Origin of the sequence: Gandjariella thermophila (assembly GCF_005405885.1) — a bacterium.
Taxonomy (GTDB): domain Bacteria; phylum Actinomycetota; class Actinomycetes; order Mycobacteriales; family Pseudonocardiaceae; genus Gandjariella; species Gandjariella thermophila.
The window spans coordinates 56233-81739 of record NZ_BJFL01000021.1 but is presented as its reverse complement, the minus strand read 5'-3'; the positions used below and the strand labels follow the sequence as shown (position 1 = coordinate 81739).

Below are 25507 nucleotides of genomic sequence, written 5' to 3'. Positions count from 1 at the left end.
AAGTGGCGACCATCCGTACTATCGCGTGGGCTGGGTCGCACGCCTCGTGTTGGCTCCACTGTGTCCCAGCCGACGTCAACTTGTGATGACCGTGCGGTACGCGAGCGCGTCCGACGACAGGTACGGAGGGAGACCGGGTGCCCGACGACCCACGCCGCGGCGATGACGGTCCCCGGGACGCCTCGTCCGGCCAGCGCCGCCGGCGCCGTCGCTCACTCGAGGACGCCGGTGGTCTCACCGTGTCGGATCTTGTCGCCAAGCACGGCGGGTCGAGCACCAAGCTGCCCCGGCCCACGCCGCCGGAGGACTCGGGCGGCTCGGCGTGGTCCGCGGCCCGCGACTCGGCCACCCCGCCGGAACGGGGCCGTTCCGGCCGGCGGCGGGCGAGGTCGAACGACACGCCACCGCCCGTCGCGGCGACGAGATCCGGCGGTCGCCGGGCGAAACCGGACGACGACGATCCCTTACCACCGCCGACACCGCTGCGCAGCCGATCCGGGCGGCGCCACGCCCAACCCGACGACGACACCCCACCGCCGGTGCCGAGGATCGGCCGCTCCGGCCGGCGGCATGCGCAACCCGATGACGACGACTCACCGCCACCGGCCGTGCGGGGTTCCGGCGGTCGCCGGGCGAAACCGGACGACGACGATCCCTTACCACCGCCGACACCGCTGCGCAGCCGATCCGGGCGGCGCCACGCCCAACCCGACGACGACACTCCACCGCCGCCCGCTTCGCCGACCGGGCGAAGAGCCGCCCGGCGGCGTGCCCAGGAGGAGCAGGAGGCCGAGGCCGCCGCCAGCCGGGATGCGGACGCGGTGCCGCCGTACGAGGGCACCGGCCGGCACCCCGCTCCCAGCCCATCGCGCCCTGCCGAGAGCAACGGGGCCGGCCCGGCTCCCGGTCGGACCCCGCAGTCACCCCGCACCGGCCGCCATCCCGTCCCACCCCCGCCACCGCATCCGGGGACGTCGAGCGGTCCGCATCCCACGCCGGGCACCGCCTCGGGCCCGCACCCCGGGATGGGCAGCGGCCCCCACCAGGTACCCGGTGGCCCACCACGCGTGCCCGGCGCGAACGGCTACACCGGGCAACCGCCGACCGGCACCGGGCGGCACCCGCTGCCCAACCCGCCGGCCGGCCAGCCGGCTCCGCCGCCGGGATCGGCGACCGGCCGCCGCGGCGTGCCCACCGCCCCGCCGCGCTCCGGGACCGGACCACGGCCGGCGCCCGGTCAGCCACCGCGCAGCCTGGCGGGTCCCCCCGGGCCACCCGGCACCGGGCGGCACCCTCGCCCCGACCCGGCCGGCCGGGGCGGCGACGGCACCGGCAGGAGGCCGATCCCCGGACCAGACGGCGAGCCACCCGCGACCGGGATCGGCAACCGGCTCAACCCGGACCAGCCGAGCGGAGCCCGGCTCGCGCCCCGCCCGCCACGGCCGGGGGCGCCAGGCCCGGCCGGCGGCACCTCGGCGCAGTCCGGCCCGAGGCGCGCGCCCGGCGGCCCCGGTGGACCGGCCGCCCCCGGTGCCGCGGCGGCCGCCGCGAGCAGGGCCAGGATGGGCGCGGACGCCTCCGCCGATGCCGAACTCACCCGGCAGCAGCCCCCGGTCGACATGGGCAGCGTGCGCACGCCGCGCCCCGAGGAGGCCGCGCCGGGCCGCTCCGAGCGGCCCGGACCGGAACGCCGGGAGGACGTCGACCCGGCGAGCCTGACCACCGAACTGGAGCCGATCAACGAGGAGATCCAGAAGCGGCGCGAGGTCGACCACACCCTGGCCCGGTTCTCCGCGGTGCACGACGAGCTTGCCGAGGAGGAGCGGCTGCGCCGGGACAAGCGGCGCAAGTTCCAGCGGTTCCTGCGGTTCCTGCCGTGGTTCTCCGAGGAGGACGACGACTGGGACTCACTTGGGGCCGAACCGAAAGGTGAGGCCGAAGATGACGAATCTGCCGACCCCGAGGTCGCCGAGCAGGGAGAACGGCGTGGGCGCCGGCGGTCCCAGGTCGAGTTAGGGGCCAAGATCGGCGCGGTCGCGGCGGCCGGCGTGGTGTTCCTGGCCACCGGCATCGGCTGGGGCGCGATCACGCTGGTGGACCACAAGTTCCAGCGGGTGGCATCGCTGGACGAGAACTCGTCCGCGATCGTGGAGCCGGTGCGCCAGGAAAGCGACGAGAACTTCCTGCTCGCCGGGTCGGACACCCGGGCGGGCGCACCCGCGAGCGAAGGCGTGGGCACCGCCGACGAGGTGCAGGGCGCCCGCTCGGACACGGTGATGGTCGCGCACATCCCGGCCGACCGGAAACGCGTCGTGGTGGTGTCGTTTCCCCGCGACCTGGAGGTGGACCGGCCGGCCTGCGAGGCCTGGGACAGCAAGACCGACCGGTACACGGGCAAGCAGGTCCCCGAGGCCAAGGGCGTCAAGCTGAACACCGCGTACGAGGTGGGTGGGCCGCGCTGCGTGACCAAGCTGGTGCAGCAGCTGTCCGGGCTGCGCATCAACCACTTCGTCGGCATCGACTTCCAGGGCTTCAAGACCATGGTGGACGCGGTGGGCGGGGTGGAGATGTGCGTGGCGCGCCCGATCAAGGACGACGAGCTGGGCGTGGTGATCCCGAACGCGGGCCGGCAGACCATCTCCGGTGACGCCGCGCTGAGCTTCGTCCGGGCGCGCAAGGTGCAGGGCGAGCAGAAGACCGACTACGAGCGCATCCAGCGGCAGCAGCGGTTCCTGTCCGCCCTGCTGCGCAAGGCCATGTCCATGCAGGTGCTGCTGGATCCGGCCAAGATGAACCGTTTCCTCAACGCATTCGCCTCGGCCACCTTCGGCGAGAACGTCTCGGTGGACCAACTGCTGCCGCTGGCCCAGTCCCTGCAGGGTCTCGAAGCGGGCCGCGTCGACTTCCTCACCATGCCGCACCAGACCCAGGAGTCCGGCACCGGCGACGCCAAGACCTTCCACGAGCTGCCCAAGCTGGACGAGGCCAAGGCGCTGTTCCAGGCGGTCATCGACGGCACCCCGCTGCCCGGCGAGGGAGCCACGCCACCCGCCGCCCAGTCGCCGTCCGCACCCTCCGCGCCCGGCGGCGACAACAGCGGCGCCGGCGACCGGAACCCGATGAAGATCCAGGTGCTCAACGGCGGCAGCACGAAGGTGAGGATCGCCAGCACCACCGCGGACGCGCTGCGCAAGCAGGGCTTCGAGGTGGTGCGGGTGGACAACTCGCCGGAGCAGGTGCCGCACACCCTGATCAGGTTCTCCTCCGCGGGCCAGGCGGTGGCCCAGGCGCTCGCCGTGGCGGTACCCGGCGCGACCCTGCAACAGGACCCGTCGATGGGCAGCGCGGTGGTGCTGCTGCTCGGCCCGGAGTTCGACGGGAAGGTGACCACCCCCACCTCACCGGCCGCCGCCTCCGGCGCGCCGAGCCAGCCCTCCGTGCCGGGCGACGTGTCCGCGGTGAACGGCGCGGACGCCTCCTGCGCGTCCTGACCGGCGAGCCCGAGCCAGGCCGGAACCCTGCTGTTTGCGCCGGGTTCACCTCCGGTACACCGACGGATCCTGTGGCGGCGACGCGCTGGACGTAGGCTCTATCCCCATGCGCGAGGCCTACCACGACCAGCTCAGCCGGCTCATCGACCAGCTCGCGGACATGTGCGGAATGGTCGGCACCGCCATGGAGCGAGCCACCCGGGCGTTGCTCGACGCCGACCTCGACCTGGCCGAGCAGGTGATCGGCGGCGACGCGGAGGTCGACGACGCTCGCGCCAACTGCGAGGAGTACGCCTACTCGCTGCTCGCCCTGCAGGCGCCGGTGGCCACCGACCTGCGCAAGGTGCTCGCGGCCATCCACGCCGCGGAGAGTCTGGAGCGGATGGGCGACCTGGCCCTGCACGTCGCGAAGGCGGCGCGGCGCCGGCATCCCCATGCGGTGCTCCCCGACTCGGTGCGCGACCAGTTCGCCGAGATGGGGCGGGTCGCGGTGGACCTGGCCCGGCAAGCCGAGCAGGTCGTCCGCACCCAGGACGTCAACCTGGCGAAGAGCCTGGAGGAGGCCGACGACCAGATCGACGAGCTGCACCGCAACCTGTTCACGGTGATCATGGACAAGGGCTGGCCGCACGGGGTGCCGGCGGCGGTGGACATCACCCTGCTCGGCAGGTTCTACGAGCGCTTCGCCGACCATGCGGTGTCGGTGGCCCGCCGGGTGGTGTTCGTGGTCACCGGCAGGATGCCCGGTTACGGCAACGACGAGATCGTCTGACCGACCGCGAACGGCCCGCGCCCGGGTACGGGCGCGGGCCGTCGTCTGCGGTGCGGCTCGGCCGAAGCGACGTGGGCTCAGCCGAAGCGGCCGGAGATGTAGTCCTCGGTTTCCTTCTTGCCCGGGTTGGAGAAGATCTTCTCGGTGTCGTCCGCCTCGACCAGTTGGCCGGGCCGGCCCACCCCGGAGAGGTTGAAGAACGCCGTCATGTCGCTCACCCGGGCCGCCTGCTGCATGTTGTGGGTGACGATGACGATCGTGTAGTCCTTCTTCAGCTCGGTGATCAGGTCCTCGATCGCCAGCGTGGAGATCGGGTCCAGCGCCGAGCACGGCTCGTCCATCAGCAGCACGTCGGGCTGCACGGCGATGGCCCTGGCGATGCACAGCCGCTGCTGCTGACCGCCGGAGAGGCCACCGCCCGGCCGGTCCAGCCGGTCCTTGACCTCCTCCCAGAGGTTCGCGCCGCGCAGCGAGCGCTCGCACACCTCCTCCAGCCGGCTCTTGCTGCGCACGCCGGCGAGCTTCAGCCCGGCCACCACGTTGTCCCGGATGGACATGGTGGGGAACGGGTTGGGCCGCTGGAACACCATGCCGATGGTGCGGCGGACCTCCACCGGGTCGACGCCGGCGTCGTAGATGTCCTCGCCGTCCAGCAACACCTTGCCGTCCACCGTGGCACCCGGGATCACCTCGTGCATCCGGTTCAGCGAGCGGAGCACGGTCGACTTGCCGCAGCCGGACGGGCCGATGAACGCCGTCACGTTCCGCGGCGGGATCGACAGGGTGACGTTGTCCACGGCGTGGAACCTGCCGTAGTAGAGGTTCAGTCCCTTGATGTCGATGCGCTTGGCCATGGTCGGATTACCGCCCGCTCACTTGGTCTTGATGGCCGAGAACCGCGAGAGCGCGACGGCCACCAGGTTGAACGACATGACGAGAATGATCAGCGTGAGGGCCGCGCCCCAGATCCGGAGCTGCCCGGCCGGGGTCGGGTTGTTCAGCTCGGAGTAGATGAGCAGCGGAAGGGAGGTCATGTTGCCGTTGAAGATGTTGAAGTTCATCGAGCGGCTGTACCCGACCAACACCAGCACCGGGGCGGTCTCGCCCATCACCCTGGCCAGCGCGAGCATCACGCCGGTGACGATCCCGGACATCGCCGTGGGCAGCACGATGCGCACGATGGTCTTCCACTTCGGCACGCCCAGCGCGTAGGCCGCCTCGCGCAGTTCCTGCGGCACCAGGCGAAGCATCTCCTCGGTCGAGCGCACCACCACCGGCAGCATGAGCAGCACCAGCGCCAGCGACACCGCGAACCCGCTCTGCTGGAACCCGAGCGTGCCGATCCACAGCGCGAAGATGAACAGCGCCGCGACGATGGACGGCACGCCGGAGAGGATGTCCACCATGAAGGTGGTCATCCTGGCGACCCGGCCGCGCCCGTACTCGACCAGGTAGATCGCGGCGAGCACGCCGACCGGCACGGCGATCACCGCGCACACCAGGCTCTGCAGCAGGCTGCCGATGATCGCGTGGTAGACGCCGCCGGCGAACTCCTCGGGCAGCACTCCCTTGAGCGAGTGCGTCCACCATGCCGAGGACATCAACGCCCGGTAGCCACTCGTGATCACCGTGACCAGCAGCCACACCAGCGGGATCACCGCGACCACGAAGGCGAGGCCGACCAGGATGGTGGCCACCCAGTCCTTCAGCTTGCGCGCGCCGCTCACCCGCTGGAAGGGCTGCGGCGCCGCGGGCCGGTCCAGGGAGGTTGTCGTCGTCACGGCCGGTGCACCCTTCCTCCCGCGATCCAGCGGGCGATCGCGTTCACCACGAAGGTCAGCACGAACAGCACCAGTCCGGCGGAGATGTACGCTCCGGTGGGCAGCGCCTCGGTGAACTCGGAGGCGGCCGAGGCGATCTTCGAGGCGAACGTGTAGCCGCCGTCGAAGAGGCTGATCCGCGAGGGCTCCGGGGCGGACCGCAGGATGATCAGCACGGCCACGGTCTCGCCGAGCGCACGGCCCAGCCCGAGCATGGACGCGGCGATGTAGCCGCTGCGCCCGAACGGGATCACCGTGGTCCTGATCATCTCCCACCTGGTCGCGCCGAGCGCGAGCGCTCCCTCGATCTGCATGGTCGGTGTCTGCTGGAACACCTCGCGGGACACCGAGGTGATGATCGGCAGCAGCATGACCGCCAGCACCACGCCCGCGGTGAAGATCGTGCCACCGCCGCTGATCGACACGTTGCCGTTGGCGAACAGCGGGAACCACCCCAGGTTGCCGTTCAGCCACCGCTCCAGCGGCTCCAGCACCGGGCCGAACACCTTGATTCCCCACAGGCCGAACACCACCGAGGGCACCGCGGCCAGCAGGTCGACGATGTAGGCGAAGGGACGGGCAAGCTGGCGCGGCGCGTACTGGGTGAGGAACAGCGCGATGCCCATGGCCACCGGCATGGCGATCACCAACGCGAACACCGAGGACAGCACGGTGACCACGAACAGATCGCGGATGCCGAACGCGAGTTTGCCGCCCGTGGTGACGAAGTTCGGGCTGAGCAGGAAGTTGGCCTGGTCCGCCGCGAGTGAGGGCACCGCCTTCAGCAGGAGGAAGACGCCGATCAACACGATCGACAGCACGATGGCCAGGCCGGATGCGGTGGTCAGGAACTGGAAGATCGTGTCCCCGGGGCGCCGGACGGTTGGTCGGCGCGCCGGCAGGGAGTTGCCGAGGGGGTCGGACATGGCACCAATCATGTGGCACTCGCCCGGGCCGACCACAAGAGACGGACGGCCCGGGCGAGCACCCACTGCGTCGTGAGGTTCACTTGCTTCTCGTGCGATCGACGCCCGGCGCCGGGATCAGCCGATGGCGTTGATCGCGGTGGTCAGCTTGGACTGGAAGGACGACGGCAGCGGAATGTAGCCGTTCTGGTCCAGGCCCTGCTGTCCGGTGGTCGCCGCCACCGTCAGGAACGCCTTCACGGCCTTGCCGGTGTCGGCGTCGGCGTACTTGGAGCAGACGATCTCGTACGTGGCCAGCACCAGCGGGTAGGCACCCGGCGTCTTGGTTCCGTAGATCGAGGACAGGTCCAGGGCGAGGTCGTTGCCGTTGCCCTTGGTCTTGGCGTCCGCGATCGCCTTGCCCACCGAGTCCGCGCTCAGCGTGACCGGGTCACCGCCGCCCAGGTTGACGAGCTTGGCGATGTTCAGGTTCTGCGCCTTGGCGAACGACCACTCGTTGTAGGTGATCCCGCCCGGGGTGTTCTTCAGCGCCGCGGAGGTGCCGTCGTTGCCCTTGGCGCCCTCGCCGACGCCGCCGACGAAGTCCTTGCCGGCGCCCTTGGTCCATGCGCCGTTGGACGCCGCCTGCAGGTACTGCTGGAAGTTGTCGGTGGTGCCGGACTGGTCGTTACGGAAGATCACCACGATCTTCTGGTCCGGCAGCGTCTTGCCCTTGTTCAGCGCGGCGATGGCCGGGTCGTTCCAGTTGGTGATCTGGCCGCTGAAGATCTTGGCCAGCGTGGTGCCGTCCAGCGCGACGTCGTTCACGCCGGGCACGTTGTAGGTGATCGCGATCGGGCCGAACACCATGGGCAGGTTCCACGCGTCGTTGCCGTCGCAACGCTGCTTGGCCTTGTCGGTCTCGCCCTTGGACGCGTTCAGCGCCGAGTCCGAGCCGGCGAAGTCGGTCTGCTTGCCGACGAACTCGTTGATGCCGGCGCCCGAGCCGTTCGGGGTGTAGTTGATGTCGTAGCCGTCGCACGCCTGCGCGTACTTCGACTCGAACCGGGTCATCGCGTTGGCCTGCGCGGTGGAGCCGCTGGCCTTGAGTGCCTTCTTGCCACCACAGGCGACCGGCGCTCCGCCTGCTGCGGAACCCCCACCGGTTCCCGGCGTGTTGTTGTCACTACCGCAGGCGGAGAGCACCAGCGCACTCGCCGCGACGAGGCTGAGCGCAGCAGCGTGCCGCTTGATCTTCACCTGGTTCCTCCATGTGGGGCAGACTTCGGGTCGCGGCGGGAGAGGCCGCTCACCCCGGACGCTAGGTGCCGCGGGTGGACGCATGCCCCTGTAGGGGTTAACGGCGGGTGAACATGCCAGAAGGCCACGCGTTTGACATCTCTCGGTGTCGCCCTTGTGGCCTAGCCGTGACCTGCGCGTATGCGGTCCGTGACCCCGCTGAATCGATACCAGCTCAGCGCGCGAACTGGGTATCGACATCCCAAACTCGGAAGCCCAACCGGATATAGACGGCGACCGCCGGGGCGTTGTCACCCTCCACGTACAACATGACCTGCCGCTGACCGATGTCGCGCAGATGGCGCAACCCCGCCACGGTGAGCGACCTGCCCAGCCCGCCGCCCTGCGCGTCCGGGTCCACGCCCACCACGTAGACCTCGCCGAACGGCTCCCCACCGACGTCCGGGTGCACCTTGGTCCAGTGGAAGCCGAGCAGCCGGTCGTCGGCGTCCACGGCGAGCAGGAAGCCGTTCGGGTCGAACCAGCTCTCCCCCTCCCGGCGGCGCAGGTCCTCCACCGTCATCGCGCTCTGCTCCGGGTGCCAGGCGAACGCCCGGTGATTGACGTACACCACGGCGGACTCGTCACGGCCGGGCACGAAGGTGCGCAGCCGTACGCCGCCCGGCAGCGGCGCCTCCGGCAGGGTGTCGTCCAGCAGCCGCCGCATGCGCAGCAGCTCACGCACCTTGCGCAGGCCGGCGCGCTCGGCCAGCCGCGCGGCGCCGGGCAGGGTGCCGTGTGCCCACACCCGCAGCCGCTCGGCGTCCGACTCGCCGGGCGCCACCCGCTCCACGAGCGCGGCCAGCAGCGCGGCACCCACGCCCCGCCGGCGCAGCTCGGGGTGCACCGCCAACTCGGCGACCTGCCGGCCGCCAGCGTCGCCCACCACGTCCAGCGCGGCGTAGCCGGCCAGCCGCTCGTCGGCGAAGGCGAGCAGGTGCGCACCACCGGGACCGCCGGAGATGCGGGAGCGGGCGGGCTCACCCACCGGGGCCACGCCGTCCGCCGCCTCCGCCGCCTCGAGCAGCGCGCTCACCTGGGCGGACTCCTCGCCGGGCAGCTCGTCCCGCCAGACCAACCGCGTCACGTGGGTGACGTTAACCCACCCGCGTGACGGCGGCTCAGCCGCGCAGGCCCGCCCAGAGCGACGGGTCCGGCGACGCGCCCGCCTCGGTGTCGGTGTCCGGCGCTGACTCGGCGGCGTGCTCGACCTCACCGCGGCGCAGGCCGCCGGGCCGTGGCGGGCGGACGAACTTGTACCCAACGTTGCGCACGGTGCCGATCATCTGCTCGTGCTCCGGGCCGAGCTTGGCGCGCAGCCGCCGGACGTGCACGTCCACCGTGCGGGTGCCGCCGAAGAAGTCGTAGCCCCAGACCTCCTGCAGCAGCTGGGCCCGGGTGAACACCCGGCCAGCGTGCTGGGCGAGGTACTTCAGCAGCTCGAACTCCTTGTAGGTGAGGTCGAGCGGGCGGCCACGCAACCGCGCGGTGTACGTCGCCTCGTCGATCACCAGGTCACCGAGCTGCAGCGCCCCGTCGCCGCCCTGCTTGGCCGCGGCGCAGCGGGCCCGCACCAGGCGCAGCCGCGCGTCCACCTCGGCGGGGCCGGCGTCCGGCAGCAGGATCTCGTCCACACCCCACTCGGCGGTCACCGCGACCAGGCCGCCCTCGGTCACCACCGCGACCACCGGGACGTCGACACCGCTGGACCCGAGCAGCCGGCAGAGGCTCCGCGCACCGGCCAGATCCACCCGCGCGTCCACCAGCACCGAGTCGTGCGGTCCCGCGTCCAGCAGGGCGGACACCTCCGGCTGCACCGGGCGGACGTCGTAGGGCAGCAGGCTGAGCGCGGGCAGCACCGAGCTAGGATCGGGGTCGTTGGTCAACAGCAGCAGGTCAACGCTCATCCTGTGCGCTCCTTCTCCCGGCCGCGGGCCGGAGCTGGCCGGCGCAGGGCCGAATTGGGGATCAACCCGGCCCCATTGCCTGGAGATGAACCGGAGAATACCTGCCATGGCCAGCATCAGCCCAGGTCGCTCGGCCATCGTCACAAGTGTTACAGGCTTGTCACACGACTGGCTCACCTCGCACGGCGGCCCGTCACGCTCCCGGAACGGGCGCGGCCGGCCCGCGCCGGCCGCGGAACTGGTACACCGGACTGCGGCAGAACTCGGCGCGGCGGCACCCGGAACCGCAAGGACGACGAACGGAACGGACGGAACGTGAAGAAGCTCGTGATCAGTGTCCTGGTCCTCGTCGCGCTGCTGGTCGGTGCCGACTTCGGCCTGGCGGCGTTCGCCGAGTACCAGGTGTCCAAGCAGATGCGGGCGAAGCTGGCCCTCTCCGAGGACCCGGACGTGCGGATCAACGGGTTCCCATTCCTCGCGCAGGCGCTGGCCGGCGACTACCGGGACATCACGGTCAAGGCGAACGGGGTGCCGCTCGGCGACAAGCTGCACGACGTCGGTCTGGTCGCCGACCTCTACCACGTGCGGCTGTCGCTGTCCGACGCGCTCGGTGGCCAGGCCAACACCGCCACCGTGGACGACGTCGAGGGCAGCCTGCGGTTCAAGGCCAGCGACATCGGCCGGCTGCTGGGCATCCCGGACCTGACCATCGAGCCGGACCCGCAGGAGGACCAGGGCTCCGGCGACGCGCGCGGCGGGCAGTCCGGGCAGTCCGGTTCCCAGGACGCCACCCAGGCCCCGGTGAAGCTCACCGGCAGCACCGACATCGCCGGCCAGCAGATCCAGGTCACCGCGCACGCGGTGCTCGCGCTGGTCGGCGGCCAGCTGCAGATCTCCGCGCGCCGGGTGGAGTTGGGCAACAGCGCGCTCGGTTCGCTGCGGGTGCCTGACGTGGTACAGCAGTCGGTGGCCAGGATGTTCACCTTCCGGCTGGACCCGGGCACGTTGCCGTTCGCGGCCAAGCCGACCAAGGTGCACGTGGAGAACGCCGCGCTGGTGATCGAGGGCACCGCGAAGAACGTCACGTTCAACGGGAGGGCGCTGGGCAAATGACCGGGCTGTGGGCGCTGCTGGGGGCACTCGCCGTGACCGTGCTGGTCGCCGTGCTGCTGCGCCGGCGCGAGGGCCGCATCCGGCCGGGCCGCGCCGGCGGACCGGGCGGTGGCGCGGCACGTACCGGGGACACCGCGCCCGGCGACGCGCTGCCGGACGCGGTGCGCGCGCTGCTGCACCCGGAGCAGGGGCCGGCCCCGGTGACACTGGTGCAGGTGACCACCAGCTACTGCACCTCCTGCCGGCCGGCCAGGGCGGTGCTCACCGAGCTGTCCTCCCGCACCGAGGGCCTGCGCCACGTCGAGTTGGACGTCACGGACACCCCGGAGGTCGCCGCCCGGCTCGGCGTCCTCCGCGCGCCCACCACGCTGGCCTACGACCCGCGCGGCACCGAGTTGCTCCGGGTCGGCGGCGTACCCAAGCCGGACACGCTGCTCACCGCGCTGCGGCCGTACCTGCCGGCCTGACCACACCCGCCGCCACCGGTGAACCGGCGGATTCCTCCGGCGCAACCCGTGCGGACGGGTGGAGTATCGGCGGGGCGACGTTCGCCCGATCGGCACGCTCGTTCCACCTGCTGGCACGCCCCTCCCGAGGGCCGGTTGGTTCCGGTAGCCTGCGGGTTATGCACACGCTGCTCACCAAGCGCCGCGCAGTCGACCTGTGCCGCGTTGACAGCAGCCTGTGTCGAGCGCGCTGACCGGGCGGTTTCCTCGTCCCGCCGGCGCGCCGCTCATCCTGCCCGACCGCGCGCATCGGCGCCCGCGAGCCGCCCCTGCCGGGCCCATTCCACCGTCCGAGTTCGGGAGGCCGTCGCCATGCCCGCAGATCCCCCGGTAGATCCCCGAGGTCCGCGCTTCTCGGCGTGGATAACCAGCGCGATCCTGGCCGTTGTGCTGCTCACCGGGTCGTGGCGGCTGCTCGCCGCGCAGACCCTCATCTTCGCCCTGTGCGCGTTCGTCAGCCTGCGGCTGAACCCGTGGGGTCAGGTGTTCCGGGCGGTGGTCAGGCCCCGGTTGAAGCCCACCGACGAGCGGGAGGAGGCCGCACCGGTCCGGTTCGCCCAGGGCGTCGGTTTCGTCTTCGCGCTGGTCGGCACGATCGGCTACGCCACGGGACTCACCGCCGTCGGCGTGGTCGCCACCGCAGCGGCACTCGTCGCCGCCCTCCTCAACGCGGCAACCGGGTTCTGCCTCGGTTGCGAGATGTTCCTGCTGATCCGCAGGTGGAGGACGCCGGTGAGGGCCGAGTAAACCCCTCAACACCATCCGAAGTAGACAGAAGTGGGAGCCGCTCGATGAGTCGCGAGAACGTGCTGGTCTCGGCAGCGTGGGCCGAGGAGAACCTCAACACGCCCGGGGTGGTGTTCGTCGAGGTGGACGAGGACACCAGCGCATACGACGCCGGCCACATCCCGGGCGCGGTGAAGATCGACTGGAAGCAGGACCTGCAGGACCCGGTGCGGCGGGACTTCGTCGACCGGGACGGGTTCTCCAAGCTGCTCTCCGAGCGTGGCATCGGCAACGACGACACGGTGATCCTCTACGGCGGCAACAACAACTGGTTCGCCGCGTACGCGTACTGGTACTTCAAGCTCTACGGCCACGAGAACGTCAAGCTGCTCGACGGTGGCCGCAAGAAGTGGGAGCTGGACGGCCGGCCGCTGGACAAGGAGGAGGTCAACCGCCCGGCCACGCAGTACCAGGCCAAGGAGCCGGACACCTCGATCCGGGCGTTCCGGGACGAGGTCGTCGACGCGATCGGCAAGAAGAACCTGGTCGACGTGCGGTCCCCGGACGAGTTCGTCGGCAAGCTGCTCGCCCCGGCGCACCTGCCGCAGGAGCAGGCGCAGCGGGCGGGTCACATCCCGTCGGCGATCAACGTGCCGTGGAGCAAGGCGGCCAACGAGGACGGCACCTTCCGCTCCGACGACGAGCTGCGTGAGATCTATGGCGAGGCGGGCCTGGACGGCAGCAAGCCGACCATCGCGTACTGCCGTATCGGCGAGCGTTCCTCGCACACCTGGTTCGTGCTGCGGGAACTGCTCGGCCACTCCGATGTGAAGAACTACGACGGATCGTGGACCGAGTACGGGTCGCTGGTCGGCGTCCCGGTCGAGGTCGGTCCCGGAAAGGAAGCCCGAGCATGAGCGGATGCGGAGCCCCACAGCAGACGGCCACCCTGCCGGCCAACGTGGACGCCGGCAAGGAGGTCGTGCTCACCGGCAAGGTGCTCGCCGCGGGCGAGCCGGTCGGCGGAGCGTTCGTCCGGTTGCTGGACGCCACCGGCGAGTTCACCGCGGAGGTCGTGTCTTCCCCGGAGGGTGACTTCCGGTTCTTCGCCGCCCCCGGTTCCTGGACGGTGCGCGCGCTGCACCGCGCCGGCAACGGTGAGGCGACCGTCACCGCGGAGGGTCCCGGCCTGCACGAGCTGCAGGTGTCGGTGGCCTGACGGAGCAGCACGGGGAGGGCCCGGTGGCCGGGGTTCGGCCGCCGGGCCCTCCCCGTGCCGGCGCCGGCCGCGGCCGCGCCGGCACTGAGACGGGACTCACCCGGTGCGCACCCACCACGGTGAAGGTCGCCCGCTACCGCGCTTATATCCTCGGGCCGTGGAACACTTCTTCACCGGCCTGCTGGTTGTCATGGTCCTCGCGGTGGCATGGTTCTCCGCCTACGTGGTGTACCGCCTGTACGCCGACCACCGCTGAGCGCAGCAAGGGACGATGGCACCGAACACACCACCTCCCGGGGCGAACGGAGCCGAACCGGGCAGCGGCGATGCCGCGCTGCGCGCCGCCGCGGAGCGCGCCGCACACACCCGGGACCGCAACCTGCCCCAGTTCGACGACCTGCCGGTCGCCCCGGACACGGCCAACCTGAGGCAGGGCCCGGACCTGCACGAGCGGTGCCTGGCGCTGCTGCCGCTGGTCGGCGTGTGGCGCGGCGAGGGGGAGGTCGTCTACCCGACGATCGACGGCCCGTACCGGTTCGGCCAGCAGGTGACCTTCGCGCACGACGGCCGGCCGTTCCTCTACTACGAGGCCCGGGCGTGGCTGCTGGACTCCGAGGGCGAGGTCATCCGGCCGGCGGCCCGCGAGGTGGGCTGGTGGCGGCCGCAGCCGGACGACACCATCGAGGTGCTGCTGGCGCATGCCACCGGGATCGCGGAGATCTTCTTCGGCAAGCCGCGTAACCAGACGTCCTGGGAGCTGGCCACCGACATCGTGACGCGTACCCCGACCGCCAAGGAGGTCAACGCGGCCAAGCGGCTGTACGGGATCGTGGACGGCAAGCTCGCCTATGTGGAGGAGCGGGCGATGGTCGGCCAGCCGATGCAGCCGCACGTGTCCGCGCTGCTGGAACGTGTGGCGGGATGAGCGGGCGCCCCGCCGGTTCCCGCCTCGGCCGCCGTCCACGCCATCGCCGTACGCTCGGGCACGCCGAGCACGCGGACCAGCACCGGCTACGCAGCGGCGTCCGCGGTCATACGCGAAAAACCCTGCCGGGCGGGCCCGGCAGGGTCGGCTGGTGGGAACGTCAGTACTCGGACTCGTAGTAGCCGACCAGCTCGGCGTGCAGGTCGGCCGAGTCGGTCAGCCGCTCGCCGTCCAGGGTGTGTACCCGGGTGATCCGCCGGACGCTGGAGACCAGGAACACGCCGTCCGCGGCGCGCAGATCAGGCACCCGCAACGGCTCCACCTTGGTCGCCCACCCGGCGCGCTCGGCACCGCGGAACAGGGCCGCCTGGGTGGTCCCGGGCAGGATGCCGAGCTGGGCGGGCGGCGTGCGCAGGGTCCGCCCGGAGGCCACCACCAGGGTGGACGTCGGCCCTTCCAGCAGCGAGCCGTCCGACGCGGTGAACACCACGTCGTCCGCGCCGCGCCGCTCCGCCTCCCGCTGCGCCGCCATGTTGATCGCGTAGGAGATCGTCTTCGCGCCGAGCAGCAGCCACGGCGCGCGGTCGGCCAGGCCGGGGTCGATGCCGCGCTCCAGGGTGACCACGGAGATGCCGTCCCGCCGCTGGGCCCGGACGCGCTCGCCGATCTCCATGCCCAGGGCGAACCCGGTCGGCGTGCCATCCCCGCCGTCGACGCCCCGGGTGCAGACCAGCTTGAGCGCCATCTCCCCATCGGCCGGCCAGTTGTCCAGCACCGCCTGCACCGCGCGCTCCCAGGCCGCGCGGTCGGGCAGCGGGATGTCCGTCATGGCGGCCGAGCGGGCCAGCCGGTCGAGGTGCGCCCCCAGCTCGCGTGGTCGGCCGTCGACCGCCAGGATCGTCTCGAAGATCCCGTCGCCGCGCATCAGGCCGAGGTCGTCGACCCGGATGTGCGGGGCGTCCGGGTCGGTCAGGGTCCCGTCGAGCATCGCGAGTACGCGCACGTGACCGAGCCTACCCACGCCGGCCGGCATACGATCGAGGCGTGGGCACGACCGCCGAGTCCTCGGGGACGCCCGGCCGGGGCGCGGGAAGCAAGCAGGTGGGGAGCAGGTCACGGTCCGAGCGGACGGCGCTGCGCAGGACGCTCCACGAGCGCGGCATGCGGATGACCCCGCAACGGCAGCTTGTCCTGGACGCCGTCCGGGAGCTGCGGCACGCCACGCCGGAGCAGGTGTGCCAGCACGTGCAGCGCACCGCGCCGACGGTCAACATCACCACCGTGTACCGCACCCTGGACCTGCTGGAGCGGCTGAACCTGGTCCGGCATACCCACCTCGGGCACGGCGCGCCGACCTACTCCGCCGACGAGCACGAGCACGTGCACCTGGTCTGCCACCGGTGTGGCCGCGTCGAGGAGGTGCCCTGTGACCTGCTGGACGACCTGGCGGGAACACTGCGCCAGCGTTTCGGGTTCGACCTGGACGGGAGCCACCTCGCTCTGTCAGGTACCTGCCGTGACTGTGTGAACGCCGGAGGCACTGCGTGAACCCCACCGCCGCCATGACATCGCCGCTGCTCCGCCGGCCGGGCGCGGTGCCGCCGCCGGACGGCTCACCGGACGCCGGGGTGCCCTGGCACTTCGGTGACCCGTTCGCCGAGCAGCGCGCCGCCGCGCGTGGGGCGGCCGTGGTGGACCGCTCGCACCGCGGGGTGCTGGCCGTGCCCGGCGAGGACCGGCTGACCTGGCTGCACGCGCTGACCTCGCAGCACCTGACCGCACTGCCCGAGGGCGCCGGCACCGAGGCGCTGGTGCTCGACGCGCACGGGCGGGTCGAGCACCACGCCGTGCTGGCCCACCTGGACGGCTGCGTGTGGCTGTCGGTCGACCCCGGCCACGCCGAGCCGCTGCTCGGCTACCTCAGCTCGATGGTGTTCTGGTCGAAGGTCGAACCGAGGGACGCCACCGCCGAACTCGCCGTGCTGTCCGTGGTCGGTCCGAGCACGGAGACCGTGCTGGCCGCCGCCGGCGTGGCCGTGCCCGAGCGGCCGGAGGGCGTGGCCGCGTTGGACGGCGGGGGGTTCGCGCAGCGGCGACCCTGGCCGGCACCGGACGCCGCCGACCTGTGGTTGCCGCGTGAGTCCCTGGAGACATGGTGGGACCGGCTCACCGCCGCCGGCGCCCGTGCCGCCGGGAGCTGGACATTCGAGGCGCTGCGGGTGGAGTCGCTGCGCCCCCGGCTGGACGTGGACACCGACGAGAAGGCGATCCCCAACGAGCTGAACTGGATCGGCTCCGCGGTGCACCTGGAGAAGGGGTGCTACCGGGGCCAGGAGACGGTGGCCAAGGTCTACAACATGGGCCGCCCACCGCGCCGGATGGTGCTGCTGCACCTGGACGGGTCACTGGAGGCGCTGCCGGAACCCGGGGACCCGGTGCTCGCCGGGGAACGCACCGTGGGCCGGATCGGCTCGGTGGTCCGGCACCACGAGTTGGGCCCGGTCGCGCTCGCGCTGCTCAAGCGGTCCGCTCCGGTGGAGGCCGAACTCGTCGCCGGCAAGGACGACCGCGCGGTACCGGCCGCGGTGGACCCCGACTCGGTCCCCGAAGAGCAGACCGCGCCGGGACGCGAGGCCATCCGCCGGCTCGGGCGGTAGCCACACCGGCTTCACCACGCGCGAGGGTGCCGTACGGCGTCCGGAGCGGGCCGAGTTGTGCCAGGATCGCGACCATGTCAGCGTCGACGGTCCACACCACCCCGGTGGGCACGCTCATCACGGTAGCGCCGACCGGGGCCGAACACGCCAAGGCCGACGTGCCGAACCTGCCTGTCACCCTGGACGAGCTTGTCCGCACGGCCAGGGACTGCGAGGCGGTGGGCGCGGGCATGATCCACGTGCACATCCGGGACGCCGACACCCGGCCGACCCTCGACCTCGGGCTGCTCAAGGAGACCGTGGCGGCGCTGCGCGCGGAGACCGGCCTGGTGGTGCAGCTGTCCACCGGCGGCGCGGTCACCGACCACGAGCGGGACCGGCTGCGCGTGCTGGACGCCATGCCGGACTCGGCGTCCTGCACGATGGGCACGGTGAACTTCGGCGACGACGTGTTCATGAACCGCTGGGAGTTCATCGTCGAGCTGCACGAGCGGATGCGGGAGCGCGGCATCGTGCCCGAGTACGAGATCTTCGACCTCGGCCAGCTCGCCTCGCTGCGCCGGCTGCTCGACCGGCACGGCCCGCCGGCCGGCGGCCACGTGCACGTGGACCTGGTGATGGGCGTCCCCGGCGGGATGCCGGGCGACACCGAGACCCTGGTCGCGGCGCTGCGGCTGCTCCCGGAGGGCGCGTCGTTCTCGGCCACCGGTGTCGGTCGCACCGCCATTCCGGTGATGCTGGCCGCGCTGTCCGCCGGCGGCCACCTCCGAGTCGGTATGGAGGACACGCTCAGCTACGCCAGGGGCGAGCGGGTCAAGGACAACGCGCAGCTGGTGGCCAGGGCGGCGGGTCTGGCGAGGATCGCCCAGCGCCCCCCGCTTCCCGCCGCCGATGTCCGCGAGCTGCTCGGCGTGCGGGCAACAGGCTGATCATGCACAGCAGCGCACAACTGTGTCGTTTCGGAAGTTCGCGTTACTCAGGGAGCCGGTGCAGTCGCCAGGCACGGTCGCCACACCGCCCGCTCGCACGGGCGTGGGGCCCGTGGTCGCTGGGGCGGTACTGAATAACGCTCACAAGGAGGGTGGCAGGTGTTGGCGTCCGACAACGGTGTGCCGCAGGATGGTCATGTGATCGAGGTCCGTCCTGGCGGGCGCCGGCGCATCGACCGCGTGCTCGCTCCGGACTACACCAAGGGCATCGAGCAGCGCCCGCTGGGCGAGGTGCGCGCGCTGCGGGACGAGGCCGCCCAGGAGGAGACGGACCTGTCCTACCTGCGCCGGCTGCTGCACGCGCGGATCGACATCGTCCGGGCCGAGCAGGGCCGGCGGTCCGAGGGCGGCTCGGCATCGGTGGTGGACCAGCTCGCCAAGATCCTCGCGGTGAACGCCCTGGGCCCGGCCACCGGCCACGGCCGCTACCAGACCCTGGAACCCTCCCGGGCGGAGGCGCACCGCAGGCACGTGGAGGCGCTGGTCGCCGACGTGGACCTGTCCGACGTGACCTCGCTGTCCGACGGCAAGCTGGACCAGGCGCTGCGCACGTTCGTCGCCGAGGAGGCGTCGGTGTCCCAGCGGCGCCGCGAGGTGCAGGCGGTGGTTGACCGGCTGAACGCCGAGATCGCCAGCCGCTACCAGCAGGGCCGGGCGTCGGTGGACGAACTGCTCGCCGCCGCCCGCGGCGAGCCGGCCGAGCCGCCGGAGACCGGCGACCGCGACTGACCGCGTCAGCCGTAGCGCTCGTGCGCGGCCACGTCGCCCCAGAACTCGCGGAGCCGCTCGTAGCGCTTGGCCACCTCATCCGCGTCGGCCACCTCCAGCGCCGCCACGATGGCGTTGACGTCCTCCGCCGAGGTATCCGCGAGCAGCGTCTCGTCGTCCATGAGCTGCACCAGCCCGCCGTAGTCCAGCTCGACGGCCGAGTGCGGGTGGAAGTGCTCCAGCCACCTTCCGGTGTCCCGCAGCACCCGGACCGGGCCGTCCTCGCCGAGCGCCGAGCGGGCCACCGCGTGCGCCCTGGCGGTGCGCCGCCGGGCGTCGGTCATCGCGGTGCGCCAGCAGACCTGGCGGGCCGGGTCGTCCCTCGGCGCCAGCACCACGTGCTTGGCCTCCGGGTCGAACAGGGCGAACCAGGGCAGCGGCACCGTCCAGGTGCTGGACACGACGTGCACCGCGCCGCCGGACAGTTCGGCCATCACCGAGGACGCCCGGGACCGCGCCGTCTCGGCGGACACGCCCAGCGCCACCTCGCGCAGCGGCACCGAGGCGCTGGCCATGAAGCCCACCAGGGCGGCGGCCGCCCGGGGCCGGACGTCCAGCGGGCAGACCAGCGGCCCCGCCCCGACGGTGGCCGTCTCGTCGACCGGCACGTCGGCGGGGTCCAGGGTCAGCACGTCCAGGGGTGCGGCCGGGTCCGCGCTGCCGTTGGGGAGCTCGCCGGGCAACAGCCGGGGCGACGCCGCCAACTGTGATCGAAGCCACAGCTCGCGCTCACGTTCACCGACGGCTGAATGCGGCAGCGGGGCGCGCTCGGCGACCTCCCGCAGCCGCTCCGCCAACGGAGCGTCAAACGCCGACAACGGTTCGTACACCCTCAGGTAGGCGACGAACGGCTGAGGCACGTGCCCATGGTGGCACGGCGCCGCGGGGCGAGGAGAGGCGCAGTGGACATCAACTCATCCACACCCCTGCCGCGTCGCATGGAACCCCATCGGCACGGTACGGTAGTTACCAGGAACTAGTTGTCGAGACGAGCGGGGCCGCCGTTCCCCCGGCCGCCCCGTCACTGTGCGAGGGGGTCGAGCCATGGGGCGCGGCCGACAGAAGGCCAAGCAGACGAAGGTAGCCCGAGAGCTCAAGTACAACACTCCCCCTACGGACTTCGAGGCCCTGCAGCGCGAGCTGTCCGGCAAGTCCTCGGGCAACCGGCACGACGAAGACAGGTTCGAGGACCCGTACGACGACGAGTACGACGAGTACCGTCGTTGACCGCACGCTGACTCGAAGGGTTGGACCCGCCCGCCACGGCGGGTCCAACCCTTCGATGTGCCCGGCCGAAGCGACCCTGCGACGGTGCGCGTTTCCTGCGCACCAGTGCCGGACGCGTGGCCGGGTGGCTCAGTAGGTTCCCGGCTGGCGCGTTCCCATACTCGTCACCGCAGGGTCGGTCCGGTTCCGGAACAGGCTGTCAGAGGCATCGTTCGAGTGATGCCGAACGTTCGTGCACACCCGCGCGGCGGGTTGTTCCCGGGGTGACGGTGTTCCCACCCCGAAGGTCAGCCGGCGGCGGCGAGGAACGCCTCGACCTCGGCCGCGTCCGGCATGGCGTCCGCGCAGGCCAACCGGGCGGCCACCAGGGCGCCCGCCGCGTTGGCGTAGCCGGCGATGCGCACCGGGTCCCAGCCGGCGAGCAGGCCGTGCGCGAGCGCGCCGCCGAACGCGTCACCGGCTCCCAGCCCGCACACCACGTCGACCGGGCGCGGCGGCACGGTCCAACTGCCCTCCGGGGTAGCCACCAGCACGCCTTCCGCGCCCTTCTTGACCATCACCAGCCGCACCCCGCGGTCCAGCATGCGGCGCGCCGCCTCGTCCGGGTCGGCGGTGCCCACGGCCACCTCCGCCTCGGTCCGGTTGCCGACCGCGACCGTGACGTGGTCCAGCATCCAGCCGATCTCCCGCCGCGCCTTGTCCACATCGGACCAGAACATCGGCCGGTAGTCGAGGTCCAGCACGGTGTGCTCGCGCCGGCCGCGGTGGGCCAGCATGCGGCGCTGGGTGGACCGGGCCGGCTCGGCGCACACGCCGGTGCCGGTCACCCAGAGCAGCGGCACCTCGTGGACCACGTCCCAGGGCACGTCGACCTCGGTGAGCGTGAGATCCGGGGCGGTGGGCAGCCGGTAGAACAGCAGCGGCGGGTCGGCCGGCGGGTCCAGCGCGCAGAACACCACCGGGGTGAGCAGGTCCTCAGCGGTGCCGACGAACTCCGGCGACACGCCGAAACCGGTCAGCGCCTGCCGGACGTAGTCGCCGAAACCGTCCGGGCCGACCTTGGTGAGCACGGCGGACCGCCGGCCGAGCCGCGCGGCGGCCACCGCGACGTTGGTCGCGGTGCCGCCGAGCGACTTGGCGAAGCTGCGCACCTCGGCCAGCGGCACGCCGCTCTGCTCCGGGTACAGGTCCACCCCCACCCGGCCCACGGTGAGCAGTTCCGGGACGGCCATCAGCCGCCGTCCACCGCGCCGACCGCGCGCAACTCGTGTTCCAGCGCCTCCAGTTCCGCGCCCCCGGCCATCTGCCTGGTCAGCTCCGCCAGGGTGATGTCCGCCTTGTCGAAGCAACCCAGGCTGCGGCCCCGCTTGAGCAGCAGGAACCGGTCGCCGACCGGGTAGGCGTGGTGCGGGTTGTGGGTGATCAGCACCACCCCGAGGCCGCGGTCGCGGGCCTGGGCCACGTACCTGAGCACCACGCCGGCCTGCTTGACGCCGAGCGCGGCGGTGGGCTCGTCCAGGATCAGCACCCGGGCGCCGAAGTGCACGGCGCGGGCGATGGCCACGCACTGCCGCTCGCCGCCGGAGAGCGTGCCCACCGGCTGCTCCACGTCGCGCAGGTCGATGCCCAACTCGGCCAGGGAGGCCCTGGTCAGCTCCTTGGCCTTCCGGCGGTCGACCATGGTGAACGGTCCCCAGCCCACCTTCGGTTCGGAACCGAGGAAGAAGTTCCGCCACACGCTCATCAGCGGAACGACCGCGAGATCCTGGTAGACGGTGGCGATGCCGCGTTCCAGCGCGTCCCTCGGCGAGTTGAACCGCACCGGCGCACCGTCCACCAGGAACTCGCCGGTGTCGTGCTGGTGCGCCCCCGCCAGGATCTTGATCAGGGTGGACTTGCCGGCGCCGTTGTCGCCGAGCACGCAGGTCACCTGGCCGGCGTTGACCACAGTGGACACCTCGCGCAGCGCGATCACGCTGCCGAAGGTCTTGCCGACGTCGCGGACCTCGATCAGTCCAGCGGTCACCCGGCTCACCTCCTCACCCGTTCCGCCCGGCGGCGGAAGGCGTTGTTCACCAGGACCGCGGCCAGCAGCATGGCGCCGAGGAAGAGCTGGAACCAGTCGCTCTCCCAGCGGGCGAACACGATGCCCTGCCGGGCCATGCCGAAGATCAGCGCACCGACGGCCGCGCCGACCGCCGAGCCGAACCCGCCGGTGAGCAGGCAGCCGCCGACCACCGCGGCGACGATGAACTGCAGCTCCAGCCCGATGCCCTGGTTGGCCTGCGCGGTGGTGAACCGCAGGATGTTGATGCTGCCGACCAGCCACGCCGCGGTCGCGGTGGTCATGAACAGCAGGATCTTCGTGCGGGTGACCGGCACGCCGACCGCGCGGGCGCTGGCCGAGGAGCCGCCCACCGCAAAGATCCAGTTGCCGAACGGGGTGCGCATCAGCACCCAGGACGCCACCGCGGTGACCAGCAGCCACCACAGGATGGACACCTGGATGGTGGTGCCGCCGATGTCCATGGTGGACGCGAAGACGAACCCGGAGGACGCGTAGCCGGCCGCCGACCGCATGCCGGACACCTGCACCGTGCCGGTCATCAGCCGGGTCACGCCCAGGTTCAGGCCCTGCAGCATGAGGAACGAAGCCAGCGTGATGATGAAGCTGGGCAACCCGGTGCGCATCACCAGCCACCCGTTGAGGAACCCGACGAGCAGCGCGAACACCAGCGACGCGGCGAGCGCCGCCCAGGTGTTCCAGCCGAGCTGGGTGGCGAAGATCGCGGTGACCAGCGAGGTGGACGCGGTCATCACGCCGGCGGAGAGGTCGAACTCGCCGCCGATCATCAGCAGCGAGACGGCCACCGCCATGATGCCCAGGGTCGCGGAGTCGTCCAGCCAGGTGGCCACCCCGGACGGGGTGAGGAACCGGTCAGTGACCACGGAGAACAGCACGAACACCAGCACGGCGCCGAGCACCGAGCCGAGTTCCGGGCGCACCACGAGCTGGTTGAGCAGCCGGGTACGGGCCAGCCGCTCGTCCCCGGCCGATGCCGGCCCGGGCGCCGGCGCGGCGGCCGCGTCCGGCACCGCCGTCTGGCGGGTCATCGGCCCCTCACCCCCTTCCCGAGTGGGCGGTCGGGGCCGCGGTCGGGGACGGTCATCGACACCGCCTCCCTACCGCGTGCCCTGCTGGGCATACTTGGCGACCTTGTCCACATTGGACTTCTCCACGAAGCCCGGCCCGGTCAGCACCGGGCGCCCGCCGCCCACCGTGTTGGCGTTGTCGTGGTACAGCTTGAGCATCACGATCGGCAGGTAGCCCTGCTCGTACTGCTGCTGGTCGACGGCGAAGAGCACCTGGCCGGAAGCGACCTCGGAGGCCACGTCGGAGTTCAGGTCGAAGGTGGCCACCGCAGCCTTGGAGTGCGCCTCGTTGACCGCGTTCACCGCGCTGGAGGCCACCTGCGGGTTCAGCGTGAGCACCGCGTCGACGGAGTTGTCGGACTCCAGCGCGCCCTTGATCCGGGACTGCACGTCGGTCGGGTTATTGATGTCCACCTGCAGGTTCTGCACCTGCCCACCGCCGAAGCCCTGGCGGACGCCGTCGCAGCGCTGGTTGAGCCCGACGTTGCCGGCCTCGTGGATCACGCACAGCACCTTGGTCTTCCCGGCCGCGGCGAGCCGCTTGCCCGCCTCCTGGCCGGCGATGGTCTCGTCCTGGCCGACGTGCGCGATGGCGCCGAACTCGGCGCTGCGGCTCCCTCCGGAGTTGATGGTGACCACCGGGATGCCGGCCTTGACCGCGTTCTGGATGGACGTCTTCAGCGCGTCCGGGTTGGCCATCGACACGACCAGGCCGTCCACGTGCTGGGCCACCGCGTTGTCGATCAGCTTGGCCTGGTTGCCCGGGTCGCCGTCGGAGTTGTAGTCGACCTGGACGCCGAGTTGCCGGCCGGCGGCCTGGGCCCCGTTCTTGACCACGTTCCAGAACGCGTCGCCCGCGGTGCCGTGGGTGATCACCGCGACGTGCATGGGCCCGCCGCTGCCGCCGGATCCGCCGCCGGAGGTGGCGGTGGGCGCGTTGCTGGCCGCGGGGCCGGAGCAGCCGGCGACCAGCAGCGCACCGGCGGCGAGCGCCGAACCAAGCAGGGCCCGCACGCGGCGGGGCCGGCGGCCGGCCGGGGGTTCGAAGAGCTGGGGTGACGTCATTGTCGGTCTCCTCGTGGGGAAGGGGAGTCGGGAGGGCGAGGACGTCATCGTCCTCGGAGGTGCGGCGTCACGGCCGCCCGCCGGCGGGTAGCCGACCGATGATGCGGTCGAGATGGTCGAGGCTGCGCGCGGTGTGCCTGGCCGGTAGGTCGACCGGGTCCGCCTCGCCCAGCGCGGTGTCCTGCTCGAGCACGTACCAGCCCCGGTAACCGGCGCCATGCACGAACCGGACCATGGATTCGACGTCCACGTCGCCGTCGCCGAGCGGCACGTAGATGCCCCGGCGCACCGCCTCGGCGTAGCCGAGCCGTCCGGTGCGGACCGCCTCGGCGAGGTCGGCGCGGACGTCCTTGAGGTGCAGGTGCCCGATCCGGTCCGGGTGCCGGCGGGCCAGTTGCACCGGATCGGTGCCACCGATCAGCAGGTGACCGGTGTCCAGGCACAGCGGCAGATCGGAATCGGCGAGGAAGCGCTCCACCTCGCCGGTCCGCTCCACGTGGGTGCCCACGTGCGGGTGCAGCACGGTACGCAGCCCGTGCCGGGCGGCCACGTCCCGCACCCTGGCGGCGGTGTCCACCAGCCGCCGCCACTGCGCGACACCGAGGGTGGGCCGCTCGTCGTAGCCGTCCAAGCCGGTGGCCGCGGCGAGCACCAGCACCTCGGCGCCGGCCGAGGCGAGCAGCGCCGCGGACCGCTCCGCCGCGTCCACTGTGGACTCCGCAGCCGCGGCGTCGTGCAGCACCACCGCGAGGAACCCGCCGACCAGGTCGAGATCGTGCCCGGCGAGCAGCCCCTTGAGATCCGCCGGGCGGGTGGGCAGGTAACCGGGTGGGCCGAGTTCGGTGGCGGCAAGTCCGAGGTCGGCCATCTCGCCGAGCACGGTGGCCGGCGGGAGCACCCGACCCCAGCCGGGTACCTCGCAGACGCCCCACGAGATCGGCGCGGCGGCGATCTTCACGGTCATG

26 protein-coding genes are annotated in these 25507 nt (G+C 72.0%); 13 read left to right on the top strand and 13 right to left on the bottom strand.

Annotation, left to right across the window (positions count from 1 at the left end; genetic code table 11):
• The first annotated feature begins 137 nt into the window (after nt 1–137).
• Both FFT21_RS18790 and phoU read left to right on the top strand, forming a co-directional pair.
• Entirely contained in the window at nt 138–3491 is a 3354-nt protein-coding gene (locus FFT21_RS18790) for an LCP family protein (protein ID WP_137815205.1), read from the top strand.
• A 106-nt stretch (nt 3492–3597) separates the two neighbouring features.
• Complete coding sequence (gene phoU, locus FFT21_RS18785) at nt 3598–4263, top strand: phosphate signaling complex protein PhoU (RefSeq protein WP_137815204.1); 666 nt, start codon at nt 3598–3600, stop codon at nt 4261–4263.
• Nucleotides 4264–4340: 77 nt separating this feature from the next.
• On the opposite strand, the gene pstB is transcribed toward phoU, so the two are convergent.
• The 6 genes from pstB to FFT21_RS18755 all read right to left on the bottom strand — a co-directional run bounded on the left by pstB (nt 4341) and on the right by FFT21_RS18755 (nt 10194).
• Nucleotides 4341–5117: a phosphate ABC transporter ATP-binding protein PstB gene (gene pstB / locus FFT21_RS18780; protein WP_137815203.1), complete on the bottom strand. Its 777-nt coding sequence runs from the start codon at nt 5115–5117 to the stop codon at nt 4341–4343.
• A gap of 18 nt (nt 5118–5135) precedes the next feature.
• On the bottom strand, nt 5136–6044 hold the full coding sequence (gene pstA, locus FFT21_RS18775) for a phosphate ABC transporter permease PstA (RefSeq protein WP_137815202.1): 909 nt from the start codon (nt 6042–6044) through the stop codon (nt 5136–5138).
• Nucleotides 6041–7009, bottom strand: a complete 969-nt coding sequence (pstC, locus tag FFT21_RS18770) for a phosphate ABC transporter permease subunit PstC (protein ID WP_137815201.1) — start codon at nt 7007–7009, stop codon at nt 6041–6043. The genes pstA and pstC overlap by 4 nt, the downstream gene beginning before the upstream one ends.
• A gap of 117 nt (nt 7010–7126) precedes the next feature.
• Nucleotides 7127–8248, bottom strand: a complete 1122-nt coding sequence (gene pstS, locus FFT21_RS18765; protein ID WP_137815200.1) for a phosphate ABC transporter substrate-binding protein PstS — start codon at nt 8246–8248, stop codon at nt 7127–7129.
• Nucleotides 8249–8462: 214 nt separating this feature from the next.
• Nucleotides 8463–9374 (bottom strand): mycothiol synthase, encoded by a 912-nt coding sequence (gene mshD, locus FFT21_RS18760; RefSeq protein WP_137815199.1) that lies wholly within the window; start codon nt 9372–9374, stop codon nt 8463–8465.
• Nucleotides 9375–9408: 34 nt separating this feature from the next.
• Nucleotides 9409–10194, bottom strand: coding sequence for a response regulator transcription factor (locus FFT21_RS18755; protein WP_137815198.1), 786 nt, complete (start codon nt 10192–10194; stop codon nt 9409–9411).
• A gap of 315 nt (nt 10195–10509) precedes the next feature.
• On the opposite strand from FFT21_RS18755, the gene FFT21_RS18750 reads away from it, so the two are divergent.
• From FFT21_RS18750 to FFT21_RS18725, 6 genes are all read left to right on the top strand, one after another.
• Nucleotides 10510–11307: an LmeA family phospholipid-binding protein gene (locus FFT21_RS18750; RefSeq protein WP_137815197.1), complete on the top strand. Its 798-nt coding sequence runs from the start codon at nt 10510–10512 to the stop codon at nt 11305–11307.
• Nucleotides 11304–11774, top strand: a complete 471-nt coding sequence (locus tag FFT21_RS18745; RefSeq protein WP_137815196.1) for a TlpA family protein disulfide reductase — start codon at nt 11304–11306, stop codon at nt 11772–11774. Before FFT21_RS18750 ends, FFT21_RS18745 begins: the two co-directional genes overlap by 4 nt.
• 351 nt (nt 11775–12125) lie before the next feature.
• Nucleotides 12126–12560, top strand: coding sequence for a DUF4395 domain-containing protein (locus FFT21_RS18740; protein ID WP_137815195.1), 435 nt, complete (start codon nt 12126–12128; stop codon nt 12558–12560).
• 44 nt (nt 12561–12604) lie between these two features.
• Nucleotides 12605–13456 carry a sulfurtransferase gene (locus FFT21_RS18735; RefSeq protein ID WP_137815194.1) on the top strand — a complete coding sequence of 284 codons (852 nt, stop codon included), beginning with the start codon at nt 12605–12607 and terminating at the stop codon, nt 13454–13456.
• The gene (locus FFT21_RS18730) at nt 13453–13758 is read left to right on the top strand and encodes a DUF1416 domain-containing protein (protein ID WP_137815193.1); all 306 of its coding nucleotides are present in this window, start codon (nt 13453–13455) and stop codon (nt 13756–13758) included. The genes FFT21_RS18735 and FFT21_RS18730 overlap by 4 nt, the downstream gene beginning before the upstream one ends.
• A gap of 271 nt (nt 13759–14029) precedes the next feature.
• Nucleotides 14030–14683 (top strand): heme-binding beta-barrel domain-containing protein, encoded by a 654-nt coding sequence (locus FFT21_RS18725; RefSeq protein WP_137815192.1) that lies wholly within the window; start codon nt 14030–14032, stop codon nt 14681–14683.
• 160 nt (nt 14684–14843) lie between these two features.
• Here the strand turns inward: FFT21_RS18725 and FFT21_RS18720 are convergent, their stop codons facing one another.
• Nucleotides 14844–15686, bottom strand: coding sequence for an aminodeoxychorismate lyase (locus tag FFT21_RS18720; protein ID WP_137815191.1), 843 nt, complete (start codon nt 15684–15686; stop codon nt 14844–14846).
• 158 nt (nt 15687–15844) lie between these two features.
• On the opposite strand from FFT21_RS18720, the gene FFT21_RS18715 reads away from it, so the two are divergent.
• From FFT21_RS18715 to FFT21_RS18700, 4 genes are all read left to right on the top strand, one after another.
• Nucleotides 15845–16231: a Fur family transcriptional regulator gene (locus FFT21_RS18715; protein WP_137815234.1), complete on the top strand. Its 387-nt coding sequence runs from the start codon at nt 15845–15847 to the stop codon at nt 16229–16231.
• A gap of 14 nt (nt 16232–16245) precedes the next feature.
• Nucleotides 16246–17340, top strand: a complete 1095-nt coding sequence (gene ygfZ / locus FFT21_RS18710; protein WP_137815233.1) for a CAF17-like 4Fe-4S cluster assembly/insertion protein YgfZ — start codon at nt 16246–16248, stop codon at nt 17338–17340.
• Nucleotides 17341–17414: 74 nt separating this feature from the next.
• On the top strand, nt 17415–18269 hold the full coding sequence (locus tag FFT21_RS18705) for a beta-keto acid cleavage family enzyme (RefSeq protein ID WP_137815190.1): 855 nt from the start codon (nt 17415–17417) through the stop codon (nt 18267–18269).
• 198 nt (nt 18270–18467) lie between these two features.
• Nucleotides 18468–19058, top strand: coding sequence for an RsiG family protein (locus FFT21_RS18700; protein WP_137815232.1), 591 nt, complete (start codon nt 18468–18470; stop codon nt 19056–19058).
• Nucleotides 19059–19063: 5 nt separating this feature from the next.
• Here the strand turns inward: FFT21_RS18700 and FFT21_RS18695 are convergent, their stop codons facing one another.
• The gene (locus FFT21_RS18695; RefSeq protein WP_137815189.1) at nt 19064–19957 is read right to left on the bottom strand and encodes a DUF8083 family protein; all 894 of its coding nucleotides are present in this window, start codon (nt 19955–19957) and stop codon (nt 19064–19066) included.
• A 184-nt stretch (nt 19958–20141) separates the two neighbouring features.
• Here FFT21_RS18695 and FFT21_RS18690 point away from each other — a divergent pair, with 184 nt between their 5' ends.
• Nucleotides 20142–20324, top strand: coding sequence for a DUF3073 domain-containing protein (locus FFT21_RS18690; protein WP_137815231.1), 183 nt, complete (start codon nt 20142–20144; stop codon nt 20322–20324).
• Nucleotides 20325–20611: 287 nt separating this feature from the next.
• Here FFT21_RS18690 and iolC read toward each other — a convergent pair whose 3' ends face one another.
• The 5 genes from iolC to FFT21_RS18665 form a co-directional block, all read right to left on the bottom strand.
• Nucleotides 20612–21556: a 5-dehydro-2-deoxygluconokinase gene (gene iolC, locus FFT21_RS18685; protein ID WP_137815188.1), complete on the bottom strand. Its 945-nt coding sequence runs from the start codon at nt 21554–21556 to the stop codon at nt 20612–20614.
• A complete protein-coding gene (locus FFT21_RS18680; RefSeq protein ID WP_225978543.1) occupies nt 21556–22350 on the bottom strand; it encodes an ATP-binding cassette domain-containing protein in 795 nt (264 codons plus the stop codon). The genes iolC and FFT21_RS18680 overlap by 1 nt, the downstream gene beginning before the upstream one ends.
• A gap of 5 nt (nt 22351–22355) precedes the next feature.
• On the bottom strand, nt 22356–23438 hold the full coding sequence (locus FFT21_RS18675) for an ABC transporter permease (protein WP_137815187.1): 1083 nt from the start codon (nt 23436–23438) through the stop codon (nt 22356–22358).
• 69 nt (nt 23439–23507) lie between these two features.
• Nucleotides 23508–24542 (bottom strand): sugar ABC transporter substrate-binding protein, encoded by a 1035-nt coding sequence (locus FFT21_RS18670; RefSeq protein WP_137815186.1) that lies wholly within the window; start codon nt 24540–24542, stop codon nt 23508–23510.
• 67 nt (nt 24543–24609) lie between these two features.
• On the bottom strand, nt 24610–25506 hold the full coding sequence (locus tag FFT21_RS18665; protein WP_137815185.1) for a sugar phosphate isomerase/epimerase family protein: 897 nt from the start codon (nt 25504–25506) through the stop codon (nt 24610–24612).
• Nucleotide 25507 lies beyond the last annotated feature (1 nt).